Annotated in this window: 22 protein-coding genes; 10 read left to right on the forward strand and 12 right to left on the reverse strand. The window is 73.9% G+C overall.

The window, feature by feature from the left end; genetic code table 11:
• Positions 1-55 precede the first annotated feature (55 nt).
• Entirely contained in the window at positions 56-2,851 is a 2,796-nt protein-coding gene (locus O7603_RS05315) for a DEAD/DEAH box helicase (protein WP_281574561.1), read from the reverse strand.
• An 86-nt stretch (positions 2,852-2,937) separates the two neighbouring features.
• On the opposite strand from O7603_RS05315, the gene O7603_RS05320 reads away from it, so the two are divergent.
• Complete coding sequence (locus tag O7603_RS05320) at positions 2,938-3,708, forward strand: HAD-IA family hydrolase (RefSeq protein WP_281574562.1); 771 nt, start codon at positions 2,938-2,940, stop codon at positions 3,706-3,708.
• Positions 3,709-3,714: 6 nt separating this feature from the next.
• Here O7603_RS05320 and O7603_RS05325 read toward each other — a convergent pair whose 3' ends face one another.
• Positions 3,715-4,569, reverse strand: coding sequence for a LysR family transcriptional regulator (locus O7603_RS05325; protein ID WP_281574563.1), 855 nt, complete (start codon positions 4,567-4,569; stop codon positions 3,715-3,717).
• Between the two features lie 147 nt (positions 4,570-4,716).
• Between O7603_RS05325 and O7603_RS05330 the strand changes: the two genes are divergently transcribed.
• Positions 4,717-5,550 carry an EamA family transporter gene (locus O7603_RS05330; RefSeq protein WP_281576608.1) on the forward strand — a complete coding sequence of 278 codons (834 nt, stop codon included), beginning with the start codon at positions 4,717-4,719 and terminating at the stop codon, positions 5,548-5,550.
• On the opposite strand, the gene O7603_RS05335 is transcribed toward O7603_RS05330, so the two are convergent.
• The 6 genes from O7603_RS05335 to O7603_RS05360 form a co-directional block, all read right to left on the reverse strand.
• On the reverse strand, positions 5,513-6,439 hold the full coding sequence (locus tag O7603_RS05335) for a diacylglycerol kinase family protein (RefSeq protein WP_281574564.1): 927 nt from the start codon (positions 6,437-6,439) through the stop codon (positions 5,513-5,515). The two genes, O7603_RS05330 and O7603_RS05335, sit on opposite strands and share 38 nt — an antisense overlap.
• A gap of 105 nt (positions 6,440-6,544) precedes the next feature.
• Positions 6,545-7,498 (reverse strand): twin-arginine translocase subunit TatC, encoded by a 954-nt coding sequence (gene tatC / locus O7603_RS05340; RefSeq protein ID WP_281574565.1) that lies wholly within the window; start codon positions 7,496-7,498, stop codon positions 6,545-6,547.
• A gap of 18 nt (positions 7,499-7,516) precedes the next feature.
• Positions 7,517-7,828, reverse strand: a complete 312-nt coding sequence (tatA, locus tag O7603_RS05345; RefSeq protein ID WP_091589220.1) for a Sec-independent protein translocase subunit TatA — start codon at positions 7,826-7,828, stop codon at positions 7,517-7,519.
• Positions 7,829-8,102: 274 nt separating this feature from the next.
• A complete protein-coding gene (locus O7603_RS05350) occupies positions 8,103-8,351 on the reverse strand; it encodes a hypothetical protein (RefSeq protein WP_281574566.1) in 249 nt (82 codons plus the stop codon).
• 10 nt (positions 8,352-8,361) lie between these two features.
• Positions 8,362-9,426, reverse strand: a complete 1,065-nt coding sequence (locus tag O7603_RS05355; protein ID WP_281574567.1) for a YafY family protein — start codon at positions 9,424-9,426, stop codon at positions 8,362-8,364.
• Positions 9,423-10,421 (reverse strand): WYL domain-containing protein, encoded by a 999-nt coding sequence (locus O7603_RS05360; RefSeq protein ID WP_281574568.1) that lies wholly within the window; start codon positions 10,419-10,421, stop codon positions 9,423-9,425. Before O7603_RS05360 ends, O7603_RS05355 begins: the two co-directional genes overlap by 4 nt.
• A gap of 139 nt (positions 10,422-10,560) precedes the next feature.
• Here O7603_RS05360 and O7603_RS05365 point away from each other — a divergent pair, with 139 nt between their 5' ends.
• Both O7603_RS05365 and O7603_RS05370 read left to right on the forward strand, forming a co-directional pair.
• Complete coding sequence (locus O7603_RS05365; protein ID WP_281574569.1) at positions 10,561-11,562, forward strand: cation diffusion facilitator family transporter; 1,002 nt, start codon at positions 10,561-10,563, stop codon at positions 11,560-11,562.
• A 76-nt stretch (positions 11,563-11,638) separates the two neighbouring features.
• Complete coding sequence (locus O7603_RS05370; protein ID WP_281574570.1) at positions 11,639-12,724, forward strand: DUF3866 family protein; 1,086 nt, start codon at positions 11,639-11,641, stop codon at positions 12,722-12,724.
• Between the two features lie 47 nt (positions 12,725-12,771).
• On the opposite strand, the gene O7603_RS05375 is transcribed toward O7603_RS05370, so the two are convergent.
• From O7603_RS05375 to rfbA, 4 genes are all read right to left on the reverse strand, one after another.
• Positions 12,772-12,978 (reverse strand): hypothetical protein, encoded by a 207-nt coding sequence (locus O7603_RS05375; RefSeq protein ID WP_281574571.1) that lies wholly within the window; start codon positions 12,976-12,978, stop codon positions 12,772-12,774.
• Positions 12,979-13,046: 68 nt separating this feature from the next.
• Complete coding sequence (gene pafA, locus O7603_RS05380) at positions 13,047-14,405, reverse strand: Pup--protein ligase (RefSeq protein ID WP_281574572.1); 1,359 nt, start codon at positions 14,403-14,405, stop codon at positions 13,047-13,049.
• Positions 14,406-14,485: 80 nt separating this feature from the next.
• Entirely contained in the window at positions 14,486-15,097 is a 612-nt protein-coding gene (gene rfbC / locus O7603_RS05385; protein ID WP_281574573.1) for a dTDP-4-dehydrorhamnose 3,5-epimerase, read from the reverse strand.
• Between the two features lie 55 nt (positions 15,098-15,152).
• Positions 15,153-16,043, reverse strand: a complete 891-nt coding sequence (gene rfbA / locus O7603_RS05390) for a glucose-1-phosphate thymidylyltransferase RfbA (RefSeq protein ID WP_281574574.1) — start codon at positions 16,041-16,043, stop codon at positions 15,153-15,155.
• Positions 16,044-16,131: 88 nt separating this feature from the next.
• Between rfbA and rfbB the strand changes: the two genes are divergently transcribed.
• Genes rfbB through O7603_RS05420 form a run of 6 tightly spaced genes read left to right on the forward strand, consistent with a single transcriptional unit; the run spans position 16,132 to position 21,405 of the window.
• Positions 16,132-17,133 carry a dTDP-glucose 4,6-dehydratase gene (rfbB, locus tag O7603_RS05395; RefSeq protein ID WP_281574575.1) on the forward strand — a complete coding sequence of 334 codons (1,002 nt, stop codon included), beginning with the start codon at positions 16,132-16,134 and terminating at the stop codon, positions 17,131-17,133.
• A complete protein-coding gene (gene rfbD, locus O7603_RS05400) occupies positions 17,130-18,011 on the forward strand; it encodes a dTDP-4-dehydrorhamnose reductase (RefSeq protein WP_281574576.1) in 882 nt (293 codons plus the stop codon). The genes rfbB and rfbD overlap by 4 nt, the downstream gene beginning before the upstream one ends.
• On the forward strand, positions 18,008-18,379 hold the full coding sequence (locus O7603_RS05405) for a DUF2304 domain-containing protein (RefSeq protein WP_281574577.1): 372 nt from the start codon (positions 18,008-18,010) through the stop codon (positions 18,377-18,379). Before rfbD ends, O7603_RS05405 begins: the two co-directional genes overlap by 4 nt.
• Positions 18,372-19,073 (forward strand): glycosyltransferase family 2 protein, encoded by a 702-nt coding sequence (locus O7603_RS05410; protein WP_281574578.1) that lies wholly within the window; start codon positions 18,372-18,374, stop codon positions 19,071-19,073. The genes O7603_RS05405 and O7603_RS05410 overlap by 8 nt, the downstream gene beginning before the upstream one ends.
• The gene (locus O7603_RS05415) at positions 19,070-20,377 is read left to right on the forward strand and encodes a polysaccharide biosynthesis protein (RefSeq protein ID WP_281574579.1); all 1,308 of its coding nucleotides are present in this window, start codon (positions 19,070-19,072) and stop codon (positions 20,375-20,377) included. Before O7603_RS05410 ends, O7603_RS05415 begins: the two co-directional genes overlap by 4 nt.
• Entirely contained in the window at positions 20,377-21,405 is a 1,029-nt protein-coding gene (locus tag O7603_RS05420; RefSeq protein ID WP_281574580.1) for a glycosyltransferase family 2 protein, read from the forward strand. The genes O7603_RS05415 and O7603_RS05420 overlap by 1 nt, the downstream gene beginning before the upstream one ends.
• The last annotated feature ends 80 nt before the right edge of the window (positions 21,406-21,485 follow it).

A 21,485-nucleotide genomic window follows, 5' to 3' on the forward strand; every position in this document is an offset into this window, starting at 1 on the left:
GCCGATGCCCAGCACCAGCACCGCTGGCCGAGACCAGGAGCCCGCGGGGCGTGGCTCAGGCGGGGCCGTGGTAGGCCAGCACGCCCCGGTTCACCGCGGCGATCGCCTGCCGGGCGGTCGAGCGCAGTTCGGCCGATGCCCCGCCGGAGTCGGCGAGCTGGCCGAGCAGGTCGACCACCTGCCGCGCCCAGCGGACGAAGTCACCGGCCGGCATCTCGCCGTCGATCTCGTGGCCACTGGCGAGCACCTTGGCGAGGGCCTCGCCCCGGGCCCACCGGTAGACCGGCCAGGCGAAGCCGAGATCCGGTTCCCGGGTCACCGCGAGGCCCCGGGCGGCCTCGTCCGCCTCGATGTCGCTCCACAGCTTCAGCGTCTCGTCCACCGCGTCGGAGACCGCGCCGCGCGGCAGCGACGCCCGCTCGTCGACGTCGCGGCGGGCCTCGAAGACCACGACGGACACGGCGGCGGCCAGCTCCGCCGGGGAGAGGCCGTCCCACACGCCCCGCCGCAGGCACTCGGCGACGAGCAGGTCCGCCTCCGTCCAGATCCGGCCGAGCATCCGCCCGGCGTCGGTGACCGCGCCGTCCTCGGTCAGGTAGCCGCGGGCGGTGAGCAGCGCGACGATCCGGTCGAAGGTACGGGCCAGCGAGCCGGTCCGGCCGGCCACCCGCTGCCGAAGCTCCTCGGTGTCGCGCTCCAGCCGGCGCCGCCGCTCGGCCCAGCGCGCGTGTTCCTCGCGGTCCGGGCACGCGTGGCAGGGATGCCGACGCAGTTCCACGCGGAGCTGGGTCAGTCGGTGGTCCTCGCCCACGGGCTCCCGCGACCGGCCGCCCCGGCGGCCGCCGTGCCGGTCCAGCCCGGTGCCGCTCACCGCGGCGGCCAGGTCCCGCCGTGCCGCCGCCGAGCGGTGGTTGAAGTGCTTCGGCACCCGGATCCGGGCGAGCACCTCCGCCGGGCTGGTGAAGTCGCCGGGTGTGACCCGGCCGGCCCACCGGTCCTGGGTGAGCACCAGCGGCCGCGGCTCGCCGAACCCGCCGGTGGCCGGGTCCAGCACCACCGCGAGACCGGCCCGCTTGCCCGACGGCACCCGGATCACGTCGCCGATCCGCAGCCGCTCCAGCGACGCGACCGCGGCGGCCTTCCGCTGGCTCTGTCCCTGCCGGGCGAGCGCCCGTTCCCGGTCGGCGATCGCCACCCGCAGCGCGAAGTACTCGTCGAAGTCGCCGTGGTGGCAGGCCGACTCGGTGCCGTACGCCTCGATGGTCTCGGTGTTGCGCTGCACCTGCCGGGCCAGGCCGACCACCGACCGGTCCGCCTGGAACTGGGCGAACGAGGACTCCAGCAGCGCCCGGGCCGGTTCCGCGCCGACCGTGCCGACCAGGTTGACCGCCATGTTGTACGACGGCCGGAAGCTGGACCGCAGCGGGTAGGTGCGGGTGGAGGCCAGACCGGCCACGTGCCGCGGGTCCGTCTCCGGGGACCACACCACCACGGCGTGCCCCTCGACGTCGATGCCCCGGCGGCCGGCCCGCCCGGTGAGCTGGGTGTACTCGCCCGGCGTGAGGTCGACGTGCGCCTCACCGTTGTACTTGACCAACCGCTCGAGCACGACGCACCGGGCCGGCATGTTGATCCCCAGCGCCAGGGTCTCGGTGGCGAAGACCGCCTTCACCAGGCCCCGGACGAACAGCTCCTCCACGACCTCCTTGAACGCCGGCAGCATGCCCGCGTGGTGGGCGGCGAGGCCGCGCTCCAGCCCGTCGAGCCACTCCCAGTAGCCGAGCACCGACAGGTCCTCACCGGGGATGGCGGTCACCCGTGACTCGACCACCCGGCGGATCTCCGCGCGCTCCTCGGGCGAGGTGAGCCGCAGCCCGGCAGCGAGGCACTGCTGCACCGCCGCGTCGCAGCCGGCGCGGCTGAAGATGAACAGGATGGCCGGCAGCAGCCCCTCCCGGTCCAGCCGGTCGACGATGTCCGGGCGCAGCGGGCCGCGCCAGCGCGGACCGCGCCGCCCGGCACCCGGGCCGGCGCTGCGCCCCTCGCCCAGTTCCAGCCGGCGCATCGTGTCCCGGTGGTAGCGCAGCAGCTCCGGGTGCACGTCGTGCTTGCGGGCCGCGTCGGCGTCGTGGAACAGGTCGAACATCCGCTTGCCGACCAGCATGTGCTGCCACAGCGGCACCGGGCGGTGCTCGCTGACCACCACCGCGGTCTCGCCGCGCACGGTGACCAGCCAGTCGGCGAACTCCTCGGCGTTGGAGACGGTGGCCGACAGGGAGACCAGGGTTACCGAGGCCGGCAGGTGAATGATCACCTCTTCCCACACGCCGCCGCGGAACCGGTCGGCGAGGTAGTGCACCTCGTCCATCACCACGTACGCCAGCCCCTCCAGGGTGCTGGAACCGGCGTAGAGCATGTTGCGCAGCACCTCGGTGGTCATGACCACCACGGGCGCGTCGCCGTTGATCGCGTTGTCGCCGGTGAGCAGCCCGACCTGCTCGGCGCCGTAGCGGTCCACCAGGTCGTGGTACTTCTGGTTGGACAGCGCCTTGATCGGCGTGGTGTAGAAGCACTTGCGCCGGGCGGGCGCGCCCGTCACACCGGCTTCCGGGGCCGCCGCCCCGCCACGGAGCGCCAGGTGCACGGCGAACTCGCCGACCACCGTCTTGCCGGCGCCGGTGGGGGCGCAGACCAGCACGCCGCTGCCGCGCTCCAGGGACTGACACGCCTCCCGCTGGAAGTCGTCGAGATCGAACCCGAGGTCAAGGGCGAACTCGTCCAGCGCCGGGAACATGGAGGCCTGCGCGGCCCGGCGGCGCGCCGCGGCGTACCGCTCGGCGGGGCTCGACATGGCACCAAGATTAATGCGTGCCGTGGCACGGCACCGGACAAGGCCGACCCGTACGGCCGTCCGGGGCGGTCGGTAGGGTGCACGACGTGCCGGACCAACCCGAACCGTCCCAGACGCCAGACCCGGGCAGCGCCGACGCCGACACCCGGTCGCGGCCGTCCCGCCGGCCGGTCAAGGCGGTGCTCTTCGACTTCCACGGCACCCTCGCCCAGGTGGAGGAGCCCCGCGAGTGGGTGCTGAAGGCCGCCGCGGCCTGCGGGGTGACCCTGGACCCCATCCGGGCGACCTCGCTGGCCGACCGGCTGCTCACCGCCGGGCGGGCCGGCGGGCCGCTGCCCGCCCGGGTGCCGGCCCGGCTGGCCGAGCTCTGGTCGGCCAGGGATCTCTATCCGCATGCGCACCGGGGGGCGTACACGGGGCTGGCCGAGACGGTCGCCGCCGGCATCGACGGGTTCGCCGACGCGCTCTACGAGCGGGTGCTGGTGCCCGAGGGCTGGGTCCCGTACCCGGACACCGCGCCGACGCTCACCGCGCTGCGCGAGGCGGGGGTCCGGGTCGCCGTGGTGAGCAACATCGGCTTCGACCTGCGGCCGATGTTCGACACGTGGCAGCTCAGCGACCTGGTCGACGCGTTCACGCTCTCGTACGAGGTGGGCCGCTGCAAGCCCGACCCGGGCATCTTCCTGCGCGCCTGCGGGATGCTCGGCGTCGACCCGGAACAGACGCTGATGGTGGGCGACACGCCCGCCGACGCCGGCGCCGCCGCGGCCGGTTGCGCCGTGCTGGTGCTGCCGGCCGCCGACCCGGGCCGGGAGAACGGCCTCGGCGCGGTCCTCGACCTGGCCCTGCCCGCCTGACCGCCGTCAGCCGCGCACGACCTCCCGCGCGAGCGCGACCAGGTCCGGCACCGCCGGGTGGCTGGGCGGCTGCCGCCAGGCCAGCAGCACGGTGACCTCGGGCGCGTCGACGAGCGGAAGGTACGCCACGGCCGTGTTCGGGTACATGGCGGCCGTCGCCGTGGTGGTCACCCCGACGGCGCGGCCGGCGCTGATCGCCGCGAGCCAGTCGTCGGTGTTGGCCACCGGCACCACCGTCGCGGGGGCGGCGTGGGCCGGCCAGAGCCCGAGCGTCGTGGTGCCGGTCTCGGCGTTCACCGCGATCGGCTGGTCGACCAGGTCGGCCAGGGTGAGCACCGCCCGGCCGGCGAGCGGGCTGTCCGCCGGCACGGTGGCCAGCCGGGGCTCGGCGAGCAGCCGCGTCGACCGCACGTCCGGCAGGTCGACCGGCTGGCGCAGCACGGCGACGTCGACCACGCCCCGGGCCAGCCCGGCGGTCCGGTCGTCGATCCGCAGCAGTTCCAGCGGCGTCTGCGGGTACGCCTGCCGCCAGCGGCGCAGCAGCGTGACGGTGTGCCCGCCGAGCGCCGACCAGGCGTGGCCGAGTCGCAGCGGCCAGCCCGCGCCCTGCCCGGGCGTCAGCACGTCGTCGACGGCGGCCACCGCGGCGGCGGCGCGGTCCCGGAACGACCGGCCCGCCGCGGTGAGTTCCAGGTGGTGGGTCGACCGGTCGACCAGCCGGACGCCCAGATGGTCCTCGAGCTGGCGCAGCGTCCGCGACAGCGCGGGCTGGGTCACCCGCAGCCGGATCGCGGCGCGGGTGATGGCGCCCTCCTCCGCGATGGCGAGGAACGCGCGCAGATGGCGCAGCTCGACGGTCATAACCGGGAAGCATAAGCACAGCGGAACCGGCATTTCCCGGCCACCGGGCCCGCTCCTACCGTCGGAGACGTGACCGACACCCTGCTCCCCGTCCAGGCCCCGACCGATGTCCCGGCGGCGCGCCGAAGCAGCGCCGGCGCGGTCTGGCTGGTGCTCGGCGGGGCGCTGTCGGTGCAGTTCGGGTCCGCCGTGGCGGCGCTGCTCTTCCCCCGCACCGGGGTGTTCGGCGCGGTCACCCTGCGACTGGCCATCTCCGCGGTGCTGCTGCTGATCGTCTGCCGGCCGCGACTGCGCGGGCACGACCGGGCCGACTGGGTGGCGGCGGGCGCGTTCGGGCTGGCCCTCGCGGGCATGAACTCGATCTTCTACCAGGCCATCGACCGGATCCCGCTCGGCCCGGCGGTGACGCTGGAGGTGCTCGGTCCGCTGGCGCTGTCGGTGTTCGCCGGGCGTCGGGCGGCGAGCTGGGCGTGCGCGGGGGTGGCGCTGGCCGGGGTGGCCCTGCTGGGGCAGGGGGGCTTCGACCGCCTGGACCCGGTCGGCGCCGGCCTCGCGCTGGCCGCCGGGGCGATGTGGGCCGCGTACATCGTGCTCAGCGCCCGGGTGGGCGCCCGCTTCCGCGGCGCGGACGGGCTGGCCGTGGCGCTCGCCGTCGCCGCCGTGGTGACCCTGCCGCCGGGGCTGGCGACGGCCGGGACGATCCTGCTGGAGCCGCCGGTGCTGGCGATGGGAGCCGCCCTCGCCGTGCTCGCCTCCGGGCTCCCCTACACCCTCGAACTGCTCGCCCTGCGCCGGCTGCCCACCGCCACCTTCGCGGTGCTGATGAGCCTCGGCCCGGCGGTCGCCGCCCTCGCCGGCTACCTGGTGCTCGGGCAGGAGCTGCACACCGTGGAGCTACTGGCCATCGCCCTGGTGATCGCGGCCAGCATCGGGGCCGTCCGGGTCAACGCAGCAGCCGCAGCGCGCCCGGCACGGCGGTGACCGTCACCGGCAGGTCCAGCAACCGCTCCCCGTCGGCGTACGTGGTGATGCCCTCGGCGGCCAGCTCCACGCTGCGGACGCGGTAGCTGCTCACCAGCGGGTGGCGCACGTGCGTGCCCTGGTAGATGCTCGGCTTCACCCGGATCAGCGTGCGCCGGTCGAGCCGGCCGCCGACCACCACGTCGAGCAGGCCGTCGCTCGGGTCCGCGTCCGGGCAGATCCGCATGCCCCCGCCGTAGGTGGGACAGTTGCCGACCGCGACCAGCACCGCGTCCACCTCGTGCGGCTCCCCGTCGAGACGCAGCTTGTACCGGCGCGGCCGCAGCCGGGCCAACTCGACCAGGATCGCCAGGTCGTACCGGCGCGGGCCACGTGGCCAGCGCATCCGGTTGGCCCGCTCGTTCACGATCGCGTCGAAGCCGGCGGCGAGCACCGCCCCGTACCAGCGGGGTGGGCCGGTCGGGCTGGTCAACCGGGCGAGGTCGAGCGGGCTGCTGCGGTCGGCGCGCAGCGCGGCGGCGATCACCTCGGCGGCGGCGAGCGGGTCGGGTGGGTAGCCGGTGTCGACGGCGAAGTCGTTGCCGGTGCCGGCCGGCACCGGCCCGAACGGGACCGAGGTGCCGGCGACCGCCTGCAACGCCCGGTGCACGGTGCCGTCGCCGCCGATCGCGACCAGGGCCGTCGCCCCCTCGGCGACGGCGGCATGACAGGCCGCCTCGGCCTCGTCGGCGGTGTGCGCCTCCAGGAGCCGGACCGGCCGGCCGCCGGTGGCGAGCCGGGACAGCAGCGGCGTCAGTAGACCTCGGTGCCGGCCCCGTCCGGCGGTGGGGTTGGCCAACACCGCGACGGGGCCGCCGGAGGTGACGGAGGGGTGATCTTCTGCGGTCACGGCGTGGAACCTACCGTTACGACGAAGGCCGCCCGATGCGGGCGGCCTTCGCGCGTCAGCGTGTCGCGCCGACACTTCGTGCCGTGCCGGCGGGGTGACGGTATGTCAGGTCATGTCGTCGTAGCGGCGCTCGATCGGCGCCGGCGCGGCGATCGGTTCCGGTGCGGCGACCGGGGACGTCGCGTCGACCCGCTGCCCGGCTTCCACCGGCTCCGGGTCGAACTCCAGCGGCGACACCTCGTCGTCGGCGACCCCGGCGTACATCTCCTTGCCCCGCCCACGGCGCTTGTCGTTGATGAACGCGACCCCGACCGCGGCGAAGTACAGCGCGCAGAGGCAGACCGCCAGCGCGGTCATGCCGAACGGGTCCGGCGTCGGCGTCACCACCGCAGAGAAGGCGAAGAACACGAACACCGCCACCCGCCACCAGCTGAGCAGCCGCTTGGCGCTGGCCAGGCCGACGAAGTTGAGCATCAGCACGATCAGCGGGAACTCGAACGCCACCCCGAACAGCAAAATCAGGTTGGTGACGAAGGAGATGTATCTCGTCACCTCGAGGTTGGTCGCGATGTCGTCGCCCGACACGTTCAGCAGGAACTCGAGACCCTTGGTCGTCACGAAGAACGCCAGCACCGCGCCGGCGGCGAACAGCGGCGCCGCCAGCGCGGTGAAGAAGTACGCGTAGCGCCGCTCGTGACGGTGCAGGCCCGGCGCGATGAACGCCCAGAGCTGGTAGAGCCAGATCGGTGCCGCGATGATCAGACCGACCCACAAACCGATCTTCAGGTTGAGCAGGAAGACGTCCGCCACCCCGAGCTGGACGAACTTGCACTTGCCAGTGAGCGGATCGATCGACGCCGGCAGGCTGCAGTAGGGCTCGGACAGCAGCCGGCGGACCGGCTGAGCCAGCCAGATGCCGACACCGAAGCCGATCAGGATCGCCAGCGAGGCGCGGAACAGGCGGTTGCGCAGCTCGCGGATGTGCTCGATGAGCGTCATCGAGCCGTCGGAGGCCCGCTCGAAGTTGCTCGGGCCGCGCTTACGCAGTGCGAAGGCCACGGTGGTCGGCCCCGTCGGTCAGTTGTCGCGGACGCGCTGCACCGGGTCGACGACCGGCTGCTGCGGCGCGGCCTGGTACGGCGCCTGCTGCGGCTGCCCGGTGTAGGGGGCCTGCTGCCCGGCGTGCGGCGGCAGCGGCTGGTAGCCGGCCTGAGCGTCGGCCTTCTCCGCCAGGTCGCGGTCGTCGTCCTGCAGGCTCTTGGTCTCGGCCTTGATGATCCGCAGCGAGCGGCCCAGCGAGCGGGCCGCGTCGGGGAGCCGCTTCGCGCCGAAGAGCAGGATGAGCACAACCACGAGAACGGCGATGTGCCACGGCTTGAGGGCACCCATGGGAAGCTCCAGTCGCTTGTGAGACAGCTAGGGGTGGTGTCGGAGCCCATCGTACGTGCGTATCGGCCCGTTGCCACCCGCCGGGTAGTGGTGGATCATCCCGGCCGGTGAAGTCTTGACCAACCCGGGATGTCCCGTCAACCGCCCTTTCCGGTTCGGTCGGGCGGGCTTGCGGACCCGATCGCGCAGCGATGCGACGCCGGTCGATCATCCGGCCACGCGGCGACGTCAACCCGTCGATCGTCCGATCGCATGACGACGCGAACCCCGTCGATCAGTCGCCGCGCTTGGCCTTGATCAACGCCACCCGGCGCTGCGCCGTGGCGAGCTGCTCTTGGAGGACCTCGGCCCGCGCCTGCAACGCCTGGGCGGACCCGGCGAGCGCCTCGGCGTCGGCCTGCCGGCGCTGCAACGCCACCGCGGCCCGGCGCAGACCGGGCAGCCGGGCCAGCACCGCCCGGACGGCCAGCGCGAGCACCAGGAGGGCGAACAGCACCACCGCGAGCAGGATCCAGGTCAACACGGCGGTCAGCCTACCGGGGGCCGGCGGTCACCGCCGGGTCGCCGCCCGGCGTCGGCGCGCCGGGCTCCGCGTCACCTTCCGGGTTCCGCCGGGCGGCCGGCGCGGGGCGGGCGTACGCGTCCAGCGCGGCCGTCGCGGTCGCCCGGACCTGCTCGGCCAGCTCCACCGGGGCGACCACGGTGACGTCCGGGCCGAGCCCGAGCACGAACCGCCGCGCCCAGTTCAGGTCGGTCACCCGCAGCGAGACCAGCCACTGGTCGCCGTCACCGGGCTCGACCCGCTCGCAGGGGTAGTACTCGGTGATCCACCGCTCGCCCCGGCCCACCCGCAGCGTGATCAGCGGCAGGTCGGGCGAGGGACGGAACACGCCGTCGCTGAGATCCTGCGGGCGGGCCTGCGGCGGCACGGCGGCCGGCTCGTCCAGCTCGGTGACCGCGTCGATCCGGTCGGCCCGGAACAGCCGGACCGCCTCGGCGCGGCGGCACCACGCCTCCACGTACGCCCGGCCGCCGACCATGAGCATCCGCAGCGGGTCGATGGTGCGGTCGGTGGTCTCGTCACGGGCCGCCGTGTAGTAGGTGATCCGCAGGGCCCGGCCCCCCGCCACGGCGGCGCGCAGCGCCTCGACCCGACGGGTGTCCGCCGGCAGCCGCACCTCGACCGGCGCGCCGACCAGGTCACCCGCCGCACTCTCGATCTTCGCGAGGGCCCGCTCGACGGCCTCCCGGTTGCTCACCCCCGGCGTCTCGGCGAGCATCCGCAGCGCCACCACCAGGGCGAGCGCCTCGTCCGGCGTGAGCCGCAGCGGCCGGTCGATGCCGGCGTCGTAGGTGATGGTCACCCGGTCGCCGTCGAACGCCATGTCGATCAGGTCGCCGGGCCCGTAGCCGGGCAGCCCGCAGACCCAGAGCAGCTCCAGGTCCTCGCGCAGCTGCCGCTCGGTGACGCCCAGGTCGCCGGCCGCCTCGGCGATCTCGATGCCGGGGCGGGCCAGCAGGTAGGGCACCAGGTTGAGCAGTCGGGCCAGCCGGTCGGCCGAGGTGCGGGAGCCGCTGCGGGCGGCGGGCCGGGTCACCGGGGGCCTCCGGCGACGGCCAGGTCGTCGTGCCGGGCGGCGATCTCCTTGAGCCGCTGGATGACCGCGTCACGGACCTCGGGCGGGTCGAGCACCCGCACGTCCGGGCCGTAGCCGACGAGCTGGCCGGCGAGGAAGTCGGCGTCGGCGTACGGCAGGACCAGGCGGTCGCCGTCCGGCCCGGTGGCGCTCTCCACGGCCCAGCGGCGCAGCCCGGCGGCCCGGCCCGGGGCGGCCAGCACGGTGGCCCGCCCCGTCCGCTCCACCGGCCCGGACCAGCGGGCGACGTGGCTGATCAGGTCGACGCCGGCGGGCGGCTGGTAGCCACCGGGGGCGCCGGTGACCCGCACCTGGCCCACCACCCGGGACAGCCGGAAGCAGCGGGTGGCCTCCCGGTCCAGGTCGTGGCCCACCACGTACCAGCGGCCGCGCCAGCAGACCACGCCCCACGGCTGGAGCCGGCGGCGGCTCGGCGCGTCCCGGTCGGGCACCCGGTAGTCGAAGCCGACCTCCCGGCGGTCCCGGGCGGCGGCGGTCAACGGCGCGAAGGCCGGGTCGACGGTGACCATCGGCTCCAGGCCCAGCGTGGCCTGCGGGTCGACGTCGACCCCGGCGGCGCGCAGCTTGGCCAGCCCGGAGGAGGCGGCGGCGGCCAGCCCGGCGTGCTGCCAGAGCCGGGCGGCGATGCCCACCGCGGCCGCCTCGTCCGGTTCCAGGGGGATGTCCGGGAGGGCGTACTCGCGGTGGGCGATGCGGTAACCGGGCTCGGCGTCGAACACGCTCGCGGTGCCGGTCTCCAGCGGGACGCCGAGCTCACGCAGCTCGGCCTTGTCCCGCTCGAACTTGCGCTGGAACGCCTCGTGGTCGCGTGCGTCGTTCGGGTCGTGCTCGTAGCCGGGCACGGTCGCGGCGATCTGCGCGGCGGTCAGGAACCGTCGCGTGGACAGCAGACAGATCACCAGGTTGACCAGGCGTTCGGTACGGGTCCGGGACACGGGTAGACGCTAGCAGCCGGCGCGCCGCGGGCGTGCACCCGCGCGGGCGCGCCGCGCGCCCGGCGTAGGGCGGAAATCGACCCGGCGTCACCTTCCCGCTCGCCGGGCAGGGCACCATCCCCGGCCATAGGGTGGCCCCATGTCCGAACCGGGGGTCAAGAGCGAGAGCGTCGGCACCGTGGTCGTCGCCGGCGCGGCGAACCTCGCCATCGCGGCGGCGAAGCTGGTCGCCGGCCTGATCTCCGGGTCGGCGTCGATGCTCTCCGAGGCCGCGCACTCGGTCGCCGACACCACCACCGAGGTGCTGCTGTTCATGGCGCTGCGGCGCGGCGCCCGGCCGGCGGACGCCCGGCACCCCTTCGGCTACGGCAAGGAGAGCTACGTCTGGGCGTTCTTCGCGGCCCTGTTCACCTTCGTCGGCGGCGCCGGCTTCGCGATCACCCACGGTGTGACCACCATCCTGGTGCACGAGCACAGCGGGGACTATCTCGTCTCGTACGTGGTGCTGGCGGTCTCCTTCGTCATCGAGTCGGTCTCGCTGACCCGGGCGGTGCGCCAGGTGCGCCGCGAGTCCCGGCGCTGGCGGACCACCCCGCGGCGGTTCCTGCGGTTGACCGGCGACACCACCGTCAAGGCGGTGTTCCTGGAGGACAGCGCGGCGCTGGTTGGGCTGCTGCTGGCCGGGTTGGGCGTCGGGCTGTCCGAGCTGACCGGCGACGAGCTGTGGGACGGGATCGCCTCGATCCTCATCGGGTTGCTGCTCCTGGTGGTCGCCGCGACCCTGGCGTACACCAACCTGTCGCTGCTGGTCGGTCGCGGCGTGCCCGACCGGCTGCGGCAGGAGATCGAGCGGTCCCTGGAAGGGCTGCCCGAGGTGCGCCGGATCGACACGCTGCTCACCATGCAGCTCGGCCCGGTGGACATCCTGGTCGCCGCCAAGGTCGACTTCAACGACGACGCGACCGGAGCGGCCATCGAGGCCACCGCCGACGAGGCCGAGCGGCGGCTCCGGGAGCGCTACCCCGAGATCCGCTACCTCTTCCTCGACCCGACGAGCTCGCTGCCGGGCGCCGTCCAGCAGGCCCGGTCCACCCAGGAGACGCCCCCCGAGGACGGTCCCGTGGACCCCGGTCCGCGCTGACGCCCCGAGCCGGGGCGGAACCCCTCGCGCCGCCCCGGGCGCGGCGACGCGCGGGCGCGCGGCTAGCGTGCCGGTCATGGTGCGATGGCGGTCCGGGACGGTGGCGGCGCTGCGGCGGGAGTGGGCCGGGGCGGTGGAGCTGGACGTGGACCTGCCCGACGGCTCGACCATGCGGGCGCTGGCCTACCCCCACCTGGTGGGCTGGCCGGAACCCGGCGACCGGGTGCTGCTCAACGCCGGCGCGCTGTTGATGGGGCTCGGCACCGGCGGGTACGCGCTCGTGGTGGCGCTGCCCGACCGTCTGCCGCCGGACCCGCCCGAGGTGGGCGACACCCGGGACGCCGGGCACCTGGTGAAGGCCCGCTACACGCCGCTGCAGCCGATCCTGCTCGGCGTGGACGAGGAAGCCTCGCCGCACCGCGCCGTGCTGGAGGCCGCGGACGACCTGTCCGGCCTGCCGGTGGTCACCGCCGACCTGCACTCGGCCCTGCCTGCGATCCTGGCCGGCATCCACGCCGACACGCCGCAGGCGCGGGTGGCGTACCTGCTGACCGACGGCGGCGCGCTGCCCGCCTGGTTCTCCCGCACCCTCGCCGGGCTGCGCGAGCACCTGGCCGGGACGATCAGCGTCGGGCAGGCGTTCGGCGGCGACCTGGAGGCGAGCACGGTGCACACCGGGCTGCTCGCCGCCCGGCACGTGCTCCACGCCGACGTCGCGATCGTCGCGCAGGGGCCGGGCAACCTCGGCACCGGCACCCGCTGGGGCTTCTCGGGTGTGGCGGTCGGCGAGGCGGTCAACGCGGTCGCCGCGTTGGGCGGGCGCCCGGTCGGCTCGCTGCGCATCTCCGCCGCCGACCCCCGCCCGCGCCACCGGGGTGTGTCGCACCACAGCCTCACCGCGTACGGCCGGGTGGCCCTCGCCGCCGCCGAGCTGGTGGTGCCGGACGGCCTGGACACGGACCTCTCGGCCGAGGTCGACGCGGCGCTCGCCCCTCTCGCCGCGCGACACCGCATCGTGCGGGTCGGCACGGCGGGGCTGGACGGCGCGCTGCGGGCGAGCCCGGTGCCGCTGTCCACGATGGGGCGCAAGCTGGACGCCGACCACGCCTACTTCCTCGCCGCCGCGGCCGCCGGCCGGCACGCCGCCGCCCTGCTCGGCTGACCGCCCGCCCACCGGCGGCGGCCCGCCCGAGGACGGGCTGCCTGGGCTCAGGCGAGGAAGATCAGGGCGAGCCAGCCGCCCACGATCAGCACCAGCGCGAGCGCCAGCACCCAGGTGGGCACGGTGTACTCGCCGCGCCGGTTGCGCTCGATCTCGTTGCGGATCTTCTCCCGCCGGCGCTCGACCCAGTTCTGACGCTGGTGGCCGCTGTCGTGCGGCTCCTGGCTCGGCTGCGGGCTCGGGGACGTCGTCATGGCCCGGTCAGCCTACCGGGCCGGCCGGCCCGGCGACGGGCGCCACCACCGGACCGGCCCGAACCCGGTCACATGCTGGCGATCAGCCGCTCGACCCGCTCGTCGTACGCCCGGAACGGGTCCTTGCAGAGCACGGTGCGCTGCGCCTGGTCGTTGAGCTTCAGGTGCACCCAGTCGACGGTGAAGTCCCGGCGCTTCTCCTGGGCGTGCCGGATGAACTCGCCGCGCAGCCGGGCCCGGGTCGTCTGCGGCGGAGTCTCCTTCGCCTCGAAGATCTCCGGGTCGGTGGCCACCCGGTCCACCTCGCCGCGGCGCTCCAGCAGCCCGTACAGGCCCCGGCCGCGCCGCAGGTCGTGGTAGGCCAGGTCCATCTGGGCGACCCGCGGGTGCGACAGCGGCAGGTCGTGTTTGCGCTGGTAGCGCTCGATCAGGCGCAGCTTCGTCACCCAGTCGATTTCCCGGGCCACCGGCTCCAGGTCACCGGTCTCCACCGCGCGCAGCACCCGACCCCACAGCTCCACCACCCGCTTGGCGGTCTGGTCGCCGCCGCGACGCTCGACGAACTCGGTCGCCTTCGCCAGGTATTCCTGCTGGATCTCCAGCGCGCTGACCTCCTTGCCGGAGGCGAGCCGCACCTTGCGCCGGCCGGTGATGTCGTGCGACACCTCGCGGATCGCCCGGATCGGGTTCTCCAGCGACAGGTCGCGCATCACCACGCCCGCCTCGATCATGCGCAGCACGATGTCGGCCGTGCCGACCTTGAGCAGGGTGGTGACCTCGTTCATGTTGGAGTCGCCGACGATCACGTGCAGGCGCCGGTAGCGCTCGGCGTCGGCGTGCGGCTCGTCCCGGGTGTTGATGATCGGCCGGCTGCGGGTGGTCGCCGAGGAGACGCCCTCCCAGATGTGCTCGGCCCGCTGCGACAGGCAGTAGACCGCGCCGCGCGGGGTCTGGAGCACCTTGCCGGCACCGCAGATCAGTTGCCGGGTGACCAGGAACGGGATCAGCACGTCGGCCAGCCGACCGAACTCGCCGTGCCGGGAGACCAGGTAGTTCTCGTGGCAGCCGTACGAGTTGCCGGCCGAGTCGGTGTTGTTCTTGAACAGGTAGATCTCGCCCGCGATGCCCTCGTCGTGCAGCCGCTTCTCGGCGTCGACGAGCAGCCCCTCCAGGATCCGCTCACCGGCGCGGTCGTGGGCGACCAGGTCGACCACCGAGTCGCATTCGGGCGTGGCGTATTCGGGGTGGGAGCCGACGTCCAGGTAGAGCCGGGCCCCGTTGCGCAGGAACACGTTGCTGGACCGGCCCCAGGACACCACTCGGCGGAAGAGGTACCGGGCGACCTCGTCAGGGGACAGCCGCCGCTGCCCGCGGTAGGTACAGGTGACGCCGTACTCGGTCTCGAGGCCGAAGATTCGCCGCTCCATGGTGTGACATTAGCCGCCCGGAGCGCCCGTTCGTCACTGTCACACCACAGGTCGTGCCGGCGGTGCCGGGAAATCCCGGTCTAGTGCGACATTCCGTCCGGGCCCAGCGTCGCCACGTACGCCCGGCAGGCCTGGTAGTCCGGCAGCAGGCCGGTCTCGCGCGCCTCGGCCAGCGTCGGCGCCGCGGCGTCCCGGGCCGACAGCTGCGGCACGTCGGCCGGCCACTCGATGCCCAGCTCCTCGTCCAGCGGGTGCACCGAGTGCTCCCCCGTCGGGTTGTAGGTGGCCGAGCAGAGGTAGCTCAGGGTGGCGTCGTCGGTCAGCGCGCAGAAGCCGTGCCCGAGACCCTCGGCGAGGTAGACCGCGCGGCGGTCCACGTCGTCGAGCCGGACGCCCTCCCAGCGGCCGAACGTGGGCGAGCCGACCCGCAGGTCGACCACCACGTCGAGCACCGCGCCCCGTACGCAGGTGACGTACTTGGCCTGGCCGGGTGGGACGTCCGCGAAGTGGATGCCGCGCACCACCCCGCGGCCCGAGACGGAGAGGTTGCCCTGCGCCAGCCGCAGCGGGTGGCCGACCGCCTCGGCGAGGCGGTCGAAGCGGTACCACTCCATGAACAACCCGCGCGGGTCGCCGTGCTGCTGCGGGGTGATCTCCCAGGCGCCGTCGATGCTCAGCGGCCGGATCTTCACGGTGCCATCTCCGTTCGCGACTGCGGGGCTCGCAAACCCGGCTCACTCCTCACGCTCACCGGGCCACCGTCCCCCGGCCCTGCTTCTCGGCGAGCAGGCCGAGCAGGTAGTCCCCGTAGCCGCTCTTGGTCAGCGGCTCGGCCAGCGCCCGCAGGCGCTCGTCGTCGAGCAGGCCGGCCCGCCAGGCCACCTCCTCGACGCAGCCGATCTTGAGGCCCTGCCGCTCCTCGATCACGCGGACGAACTCGGCGGCCTGCATGAGCGAGGTGAAGGTGCCGGTGTCCAGCCAGGCGGTGCCCCGGTCCAGCACGGTGACCGACAGCTCACCCATCTCCCGGTACGCCTCGTTGACCGCGGTGATCTCCAGCTCGCCCCGGGCGCTCGGGGTCAGCTTGCTGGCGATGTCGACCACCCGGTTGTCGTAGAAGTACAACCCGGGCACCGCGTACCGGGACCTCGGCCGGGTCGGCTTCTCCTCGATCGAGAGCACCTTGCCGTCGGCGTCGAAGTCGACCACGCCGTACGCCTCGGGGTTGGCCACCGGGTACGCGAAGACCCGGCCGCCGACCTGGTTGCCGTGGGCGGTGAGCTGCCGGCCGAGGCCGACGCCGTGGAAGATGTTGTCACCCAGGATCAGCGCCACCGAGTCGCCGCCGATGAAGTCCGCGCCGAGCACGAACGCCTGCGCGATGCCCTCTGGGCGGGCCTGGGTGACGTACTCCAGCCGCAGCCCCCACTGGCTGCCGTCACCGAGCAGCCGACGGAACTGGTCCTGGTCGTCCGGCGTCGTGATCACCAGGATCTCCCGCACCCCGGACATCACCAGGGTGGAGAGCGGGTAGTAGATCATCGGCTTGTCGAAGACCGGCATCAGCTGCTTGGAGACCGCCCGGGTGATCGGCCAGAGCCGAGACCCGGTGCCACCGGCGAGTAGGATTCCGCGCACCCGGGGAGCCTACCGGCCGCGTCGGGAACCGGACACCGGGGTGACGGTCCTCGGGGTTCCGCTCCGATTCGCGTACACTTCCGGACCCGTGAGGATCCTCGTCACCGGCGGAGCCGGATTCATCGGGTCGGAGTACGTGCGCCTGCTCCTGGGCAAGCCCCTGGGCAGCGCCGCCGGCGTGCCACCGATCGAGCCGGTGGCCGTTACCGTGCTCGACAAGCTCACCTACTCGGGCAACCTGGCGAACCTCGCCCCGGTCCGCGACGATCCGCGGTACCGGTTCGTGCAGGGCGACATCTGCGACCCGGGCCTGGTCGACGAGGTGGTCGCCGGACACGACGTGATCGTGCACTTCGCCGCCGAATCGCACGTCGACCGGTCGATCGCCGGCGCCGCGCCGTTCGTCACCACCAACGTGCTGGGCACCCAGACGCTGCTCGACGCCGCGTTGCGCCACGGCACCGGCCGGTTCGTGCACGTCTCCACCGACGAGGTCTACGGCTCGATCGACTCCGGTTCCTGGACCGAGACCTGGCCGCTGGCGCCGAACTCGCCCTACTCGGCGTCCAAGGCGGGCTCGGACCTGCTCGCGCTGGCCTACCACCGCACGCACGGCATGGACGTGGTGGTCACCCGCTGCTCCAACAACTACGGGCCGTACCAGTTCCCCGAGAAGGTCATCCCGCTGTTCGTCAGCAACCTGCTCGACGGCGGCACCGTCCCGCTCTACGGCGACGGCGGCAACGTGCGGGACTGGCTGCACGTGCACGACCACTGCCGGGGCATCGCGCTGGTGCAGCAGAAGGGCCGCGCCGGTGAGGTCTACAACATCGGCGGCGGCACCGAGCTGACCAACAAGGAGCTCACCGGGCGGCTCCTGGAGGCCTGCGGCGCCGGTTGGGACCGGGTCGTCCCGGTCGCCGACCGCAAGGGCCACGACCGCCGCTACTCGCTGGACATCACCAAGATCAGCGAGGAGCTGGGGTACGCCCCGAGCATCGACCTGGACCGCGGGCTCGCCGAGACCGTGCGTTGGTACCGGGAGAACCGGGCCTGGTGGGAGCCGCTCAAGTCGTCCCCGGCCGCATGACCCGGGTGCTCGTCACCGGCGCCGGCGGCATGCTCGGCCGTGACCTGCGCGACGTGCTCGCCGCCCAGGCCGAGCTGAAGGTGACCGCCGCCACCCGGGCCGAGCTCGACATCACCGACCCCGGGGCGGTCCGCGCCGCCGTCGCCGAGCACGACCTGGTGATCAACTGCGCGGCGTGGACCAACGTCGACGGCGCCGAGGAGCACGAGGAGGCCGCCACCGCGGTCAACGGCCACGGTGTGGCCCACATCGCCCGGGCCTGCGCCGACAGCGGCGCCCGCCTGATCCAGGTCTCCACCGACTACGTCTTCGACGGCGAGGCCGACCAGCCGTACGACGAGGACGCGCCCACCGCGCCGGTCAACGCGTACGGCCGCGGCAAGCTGGTCGGGGAACAGAGCGTCACCCGGCTGCTCCCCGACGCCGGCTACATCGTCCGCACCGCCTGGCTGTACGGCGCGAACGGGCCGAACTTCGTGGCCACCATGCTCCGCCTTGCCCAGCAGCGCGAGCACCTCGACGTCGTCGACGACCAGCACGGCCAGCCCACCTGGTCACACACCCTGGCCACCCGGCTGGTCGCGCTCGCCGAGGCGGCGCTCACCGGCCGGGCCGCACCGCGCACCTACCACCTCACCTGCACCGGCCGCACCACCTGGTACCACCTGGCCCGGGCCGTGTTCACCCTGCACGGGCTCGACCCGGACCGGATCCGCCCCATCGGCAGCGACCGGCTTCGACGTCCCGCCACCCGACCGGCGTACAGTGTGCTGGGGCACAGCCGCTGGACCGCCGCGGGCCTGCCAGCGATGCCGGACTGGCACGCCACGCTGGCAGCAGCCTTTGCCTCCTCCGCTCCCCCGTGGAAGGTCTCATGAAGCTCACCCTCGTCACCGGCCTGACCGGCCTGATACTGCTGGCCACCATCGTCGAGCTCCTGCGCCGCCGCCAGCTGCGCGAGAAGTACGGCATGCTCTGGTTCGGCGTCCTGCTGATCGTCATCCCGCTGTCGCTCTTCCCCCGGCTGCTCGACAACGTCGCCGAACTGCTCGGCGTCGCCTCCGGCGTCAGCCTCGTCCTCTTCCTCGGCATCGTCTTCCTGCTCCTGGTGTGCGTGCACCTGAGCTGGGAGGTCAGCGCCCTGGAGGAGGAGACCCGCACCCTGGCCGAAGACTTCGCCCTGCTCCGCGCCGAGATCGACGCCGAGCGGGCCGCCCGGAACGAACTGGTGTCCCACGATGGTTAACGGCAAGCGCGTCCTGATCATCATTCCGGCCCTCAACGAGTCCGGATCCATCGGCGACGTGGTCCGCGAGGTCCGCGGCGAACTGCCCGGCGTCGAGGTGCTCGTGGTCGACGACGGCTCCACCGACCGCACCGCCGCCGTGGCGGCCGCCGCCGGCGCCCGGGTCGCGAAGCTGCCGTACAACCTCGGCGTCGGCGGGGCCATGCGGCTCGGCTACCGGTACGCCTTCGAGCACGACTTCGACGTCGCGATCCAGGTCGACGCCGACGGCCAGCACGACCCCCGCTACGTGCCCAAGCTCGTCGACCTGCTGGACGACAACGACCTCGTGATCGGCGCCCGGTTCGCCGGTGAGGGCGACTACAACGTCCGCGGCCCCCGCCGCTGGGCGATGGTGATGCTCTCCGCGGTGCTCTCCCGGGTCGCCCGCACCAAGCTCACCGACACCACCTCCGGGTTCCGCGCCGCCAACCGCCGGGTCATCGAGATGTTCGCCCGCTGGTACCCGGTCGAGTACCTCGGCGACACCGTGGAGACGCTGGTGCACACGGCCCGCCGCGGGTACAAGATCCGTCAGGTCCCGGTGGCCATGCGCAAGCGGATGGCCGGCACACCCAGCCACTCCCCCGCCAAGGCGATGATCTACCTGGGCCGGGCCTTCGCCGTCCTCACACTGGCGCTCATCCGCCGGTGATCCGCCGCCTGCTGAACCTCATCCCGCCCGGTACCATCGCCGTCGGTGCCGGGCTGGGCCTCCTGGGGCTCGCCTCGTACGTCCACCTGGCGGTCGCCGGGCACAGCCTCACCGAGGCGGACTACTCGTCCCTCTCGGTGCTCTGGTCGATTGTGTTCACCCTCGGCATCGGCGTCTTCCTGCCGGTCGAGCAGGAAGTGGCCCGGATCGTCGCCGCCCGGCGCAGCCAGGGCCTGCCACCCGGCCCGGTGCTGGCCCGGGGCGCCGCCCTCGCCGGCGCCGTGCTCGCCGCGATGGTGCTCCTGATCATCGCGGCGGGCGGGGTGCTGACCGACCGGCTCTTCGCCGGCGACGGCGGGATGGTGCCCGTGCTCATCGGCTCGCTCGCCGCGCTCGCCGTCGCACACACCACCCGGGGTCTCCTCTCCGGCCTCCAGCTGTTCCCCTGGTACGGCACCCAGCTGGGCATCGACGGCGGGCTGCGGATCGGGCTGGTCGCCCTGCTCGGGCTGGCGGGCGTCACCGATCCGGTCTGGTACGGGGCCGTCCTGGTCGCCGCACCCCTGATCAGTGTCGTGGCCACCCTGCCGCCGGTGCTGCGCGCCCTCGGCGGCGGCCTGCCGGTCGCCTGGCCCGCCCTGCTGCGCGGCCTGGGCCTGCTCACCGTGTCCAGCCTGCTCTCCCAGGTCGTCGTCAACGTCGGCGTGATCAACGTCCGGGTGCTCGCCCCCTCCGACGTCGAAACCGCCGGCGCGCTGCTCTCCGCGCTCGTGCTGGTGCGCATCCCGCTCTTCGTCTTCGCCTCGCTCCAGGCGTCGCTGCTGCCCGGGCTGGCCACCTCGGCCGCCACCGGCGACCACGCCGCCTTCCACAGCCTGCTGCGCCGCGCGCTGGGCATCGTCACCGCGCTGGGGGTGACCGGCGCGATCGGCGCCGTGCTGCTCGGCCCCTGGCTGGTCCGCGCCCTGTTCGACGCGCCCGACGTCCTCGGCCACGGCGACTTCGCCTGGCTGGCCGTGGCCACCCTGGCCTACCTCTGGGCCATGGTGCTCGGCCAGGGCCTGCTGGCGCTCGACCGGCACCGCGCGCAGGCCGTCGCCTGGGCCGTCGGCGTCGCGGCCCTGGTCGTCGCGACGCTCGCCCCGCTGCCGGTCGCGACGCGCGTCGAGCTCGGCTACACCGTCGGGTCCGTCGTGGTGGCCGCCGCCATGGCGTGGCTGCTGTTCGGCGCCAGACGCATCCCCTCCTCCACTCCCACCCCCTCGCCGGAGGCCGTGACAACCGGAGTGCCCGGAGGAATGTGATGACCCGACCCCAGGTCGGCGCGGTGATGCTCGCCTACGGTCCCGAGCCGTGGCTGGTCGATGCCGCACGCGCGGTGCTCGCCAGCACCGACGTCGAGGTCGAGCTGGTGGTCGTGGACAACGGCTGCACCGGTCGGAGCATCGACGACGTCAAGGGCCTCCCGGGCGTACGCGTCGTGCGCCCCGAGGAGAACACCGGCTACTCCGGCGGCTGCCGGCTCGGCGCCGCCGAGGTCGGCGGCGACTGGCTGGCCTTCGTCAACTCCGACGCGATCGTCGCGCCGGACGCCCTGGCCAAGACCCTCGCGGTCGCCGCGGAGCCGGGCGTCGGCGCCGCCATGGCCTCCATCCGGCTCGCCGACACACCCGAGCTGATCAACACCGCCGGCAACCCGCTGCACTTCAGCGGGCTGTCCTGGGCCGGCGGCAACGGCGAGCCGGCCACCGCCCACGCCCGGCGCACCACGGTGCCGTCGCTCAGCGGCTGCTGCTTCGTGATCAGCCGCCGGCACTGGCAGGAGCTCGACGGCTTCGCCGCCGAGTACTTCGCCTACCACGAGGACACCGAACTCAGCCTCCGGCTGTGGCAGCGCGGGCTACGCCTGGAGTACGTGCCCGACGCCGTCGTCCGGCACCACTACGAGTTCTCCCGCAACGAGCTGAAGCTCTACCTGGTCGAACGGAACCGCCTGGTCACCCTGCTCACCGCGTACGAGGCCCGGACCCTCGTGGTGCTCGCCCCGGTGCTGCTGCTGACCGAGGCGGCCATGCTCGCCGCCGCCCTCGCCGGCGGCTGGACGAGGCAGAAGTTCCGCGGATGGGGTTGGCTCTGGCGCAACCGCGGCTGGCTCCGGGCCCGCCGACGGCGGCTCCAGGCCGAGCGCACCGTCCCGGACGGCGTCATCGCCGAGCTGATGACCGCCCGGGTCGCGCCCTCGATCGTCAACGCGCCACCCGGGATGGGCGCCTTCAACGCGTTCACCGCGGCCTACTGGGCTCTGGCCAAGCCCCTGCTGCGCCGCCGCTGAGCCCGCCCAGGCGGTCCGCTCCGCGACGGGTTCGGGTCGTGCCGGCCCGGCCCGGACGCGGGGCGCTGAGGCGGCGGGCC

It is taken from the genome of Micromonospora sp. WMMD812 (genome assembly GCF_027497215.1).
Lineage (GTDB): Bacteria > Actinomycetota > Actinomycetes > Mycobacteriales > Micromonosporaceae > Micromonospora.

Bases quoted from the DNA above. Each gene is read 5' to 3' on its own strand.
- O7603_RS05315 (WP_281574561.1), bottom strand. From the start codon at position 2,851: ATGTCGAGCCCCGCCGAGCGGTACGCCGCGGCGCGCCGCCGGGCCGCG.
- O7603_RS05325 (WP_281574563.1), bottom strand. From the start codon at position 4,569: ATGACCGTCGAGCTGCGCCATCTGCGCGCGTTCCTCGCCATCGCGGAG.
- tatA (WP_091589220.1), bottom strand. From the start codon at position 7,828: ATGGGTGCCCTCAAGCCGTGGCACATCGCCGTTCTCGTGGTTGTGCTC.
- O7603_RS05365 (WP_281574569.1), top strand. From the start codon at position 10,561: ATGTCCGAACCGGGGGTCAAGAGCGAGAGCGTCGGCACCGTGGTCGTC.
- O7603_RS05370 (WP_281574570.1), top strand. From the start codon at position 11,639: ATGGTGCGATGGCGGTCCGGGACGGTGGCGGCGCTGCGGCGGGAGTGG.
- O7603_RS05375 (WP_281574571.1), bottom strand. From the start codon at position 12,978: ATGACGACGTCCCCGAGCCCGCAGCCGAGCCAGGAGCCGCACGACAGC.
- pafA (WP_281574572.1), bottom strand. From the start codon at position 14,405: ATGGAGCGGCGAATCTTCGGCCTCGAGACCGAGTACGGCGTCACCTGT.
- rfbD (WP_281574576.1), top strand. From the start codon at position 17,130: ATGACCCGGGTGCTCGTCACCGGCGCCGGCGGCATGCTCGGCCGTGAC.
- O7603_RS05405 (WP_281574577.1), top strand. From the start codon at position 18,008: ATGAAGCTCACCCTCGTCACCGGCCTGACCGGCCTGATACTGCTGGCC.
- O7603_RS05410 (WP_281574578.1), top strand. From the start codon at position 18,372: ATGGTTAACGGCAAGCGCGTCCTGATCATCATTCCGGCCCTCAACGAG.
- O7603_RS05420 (WP_281574580.1), top strand. From the start codon at position 20,377: ATGACCCGACCCCAGGTCGGCGCGGTGATGCTCGCCTACGGTCCCGAG.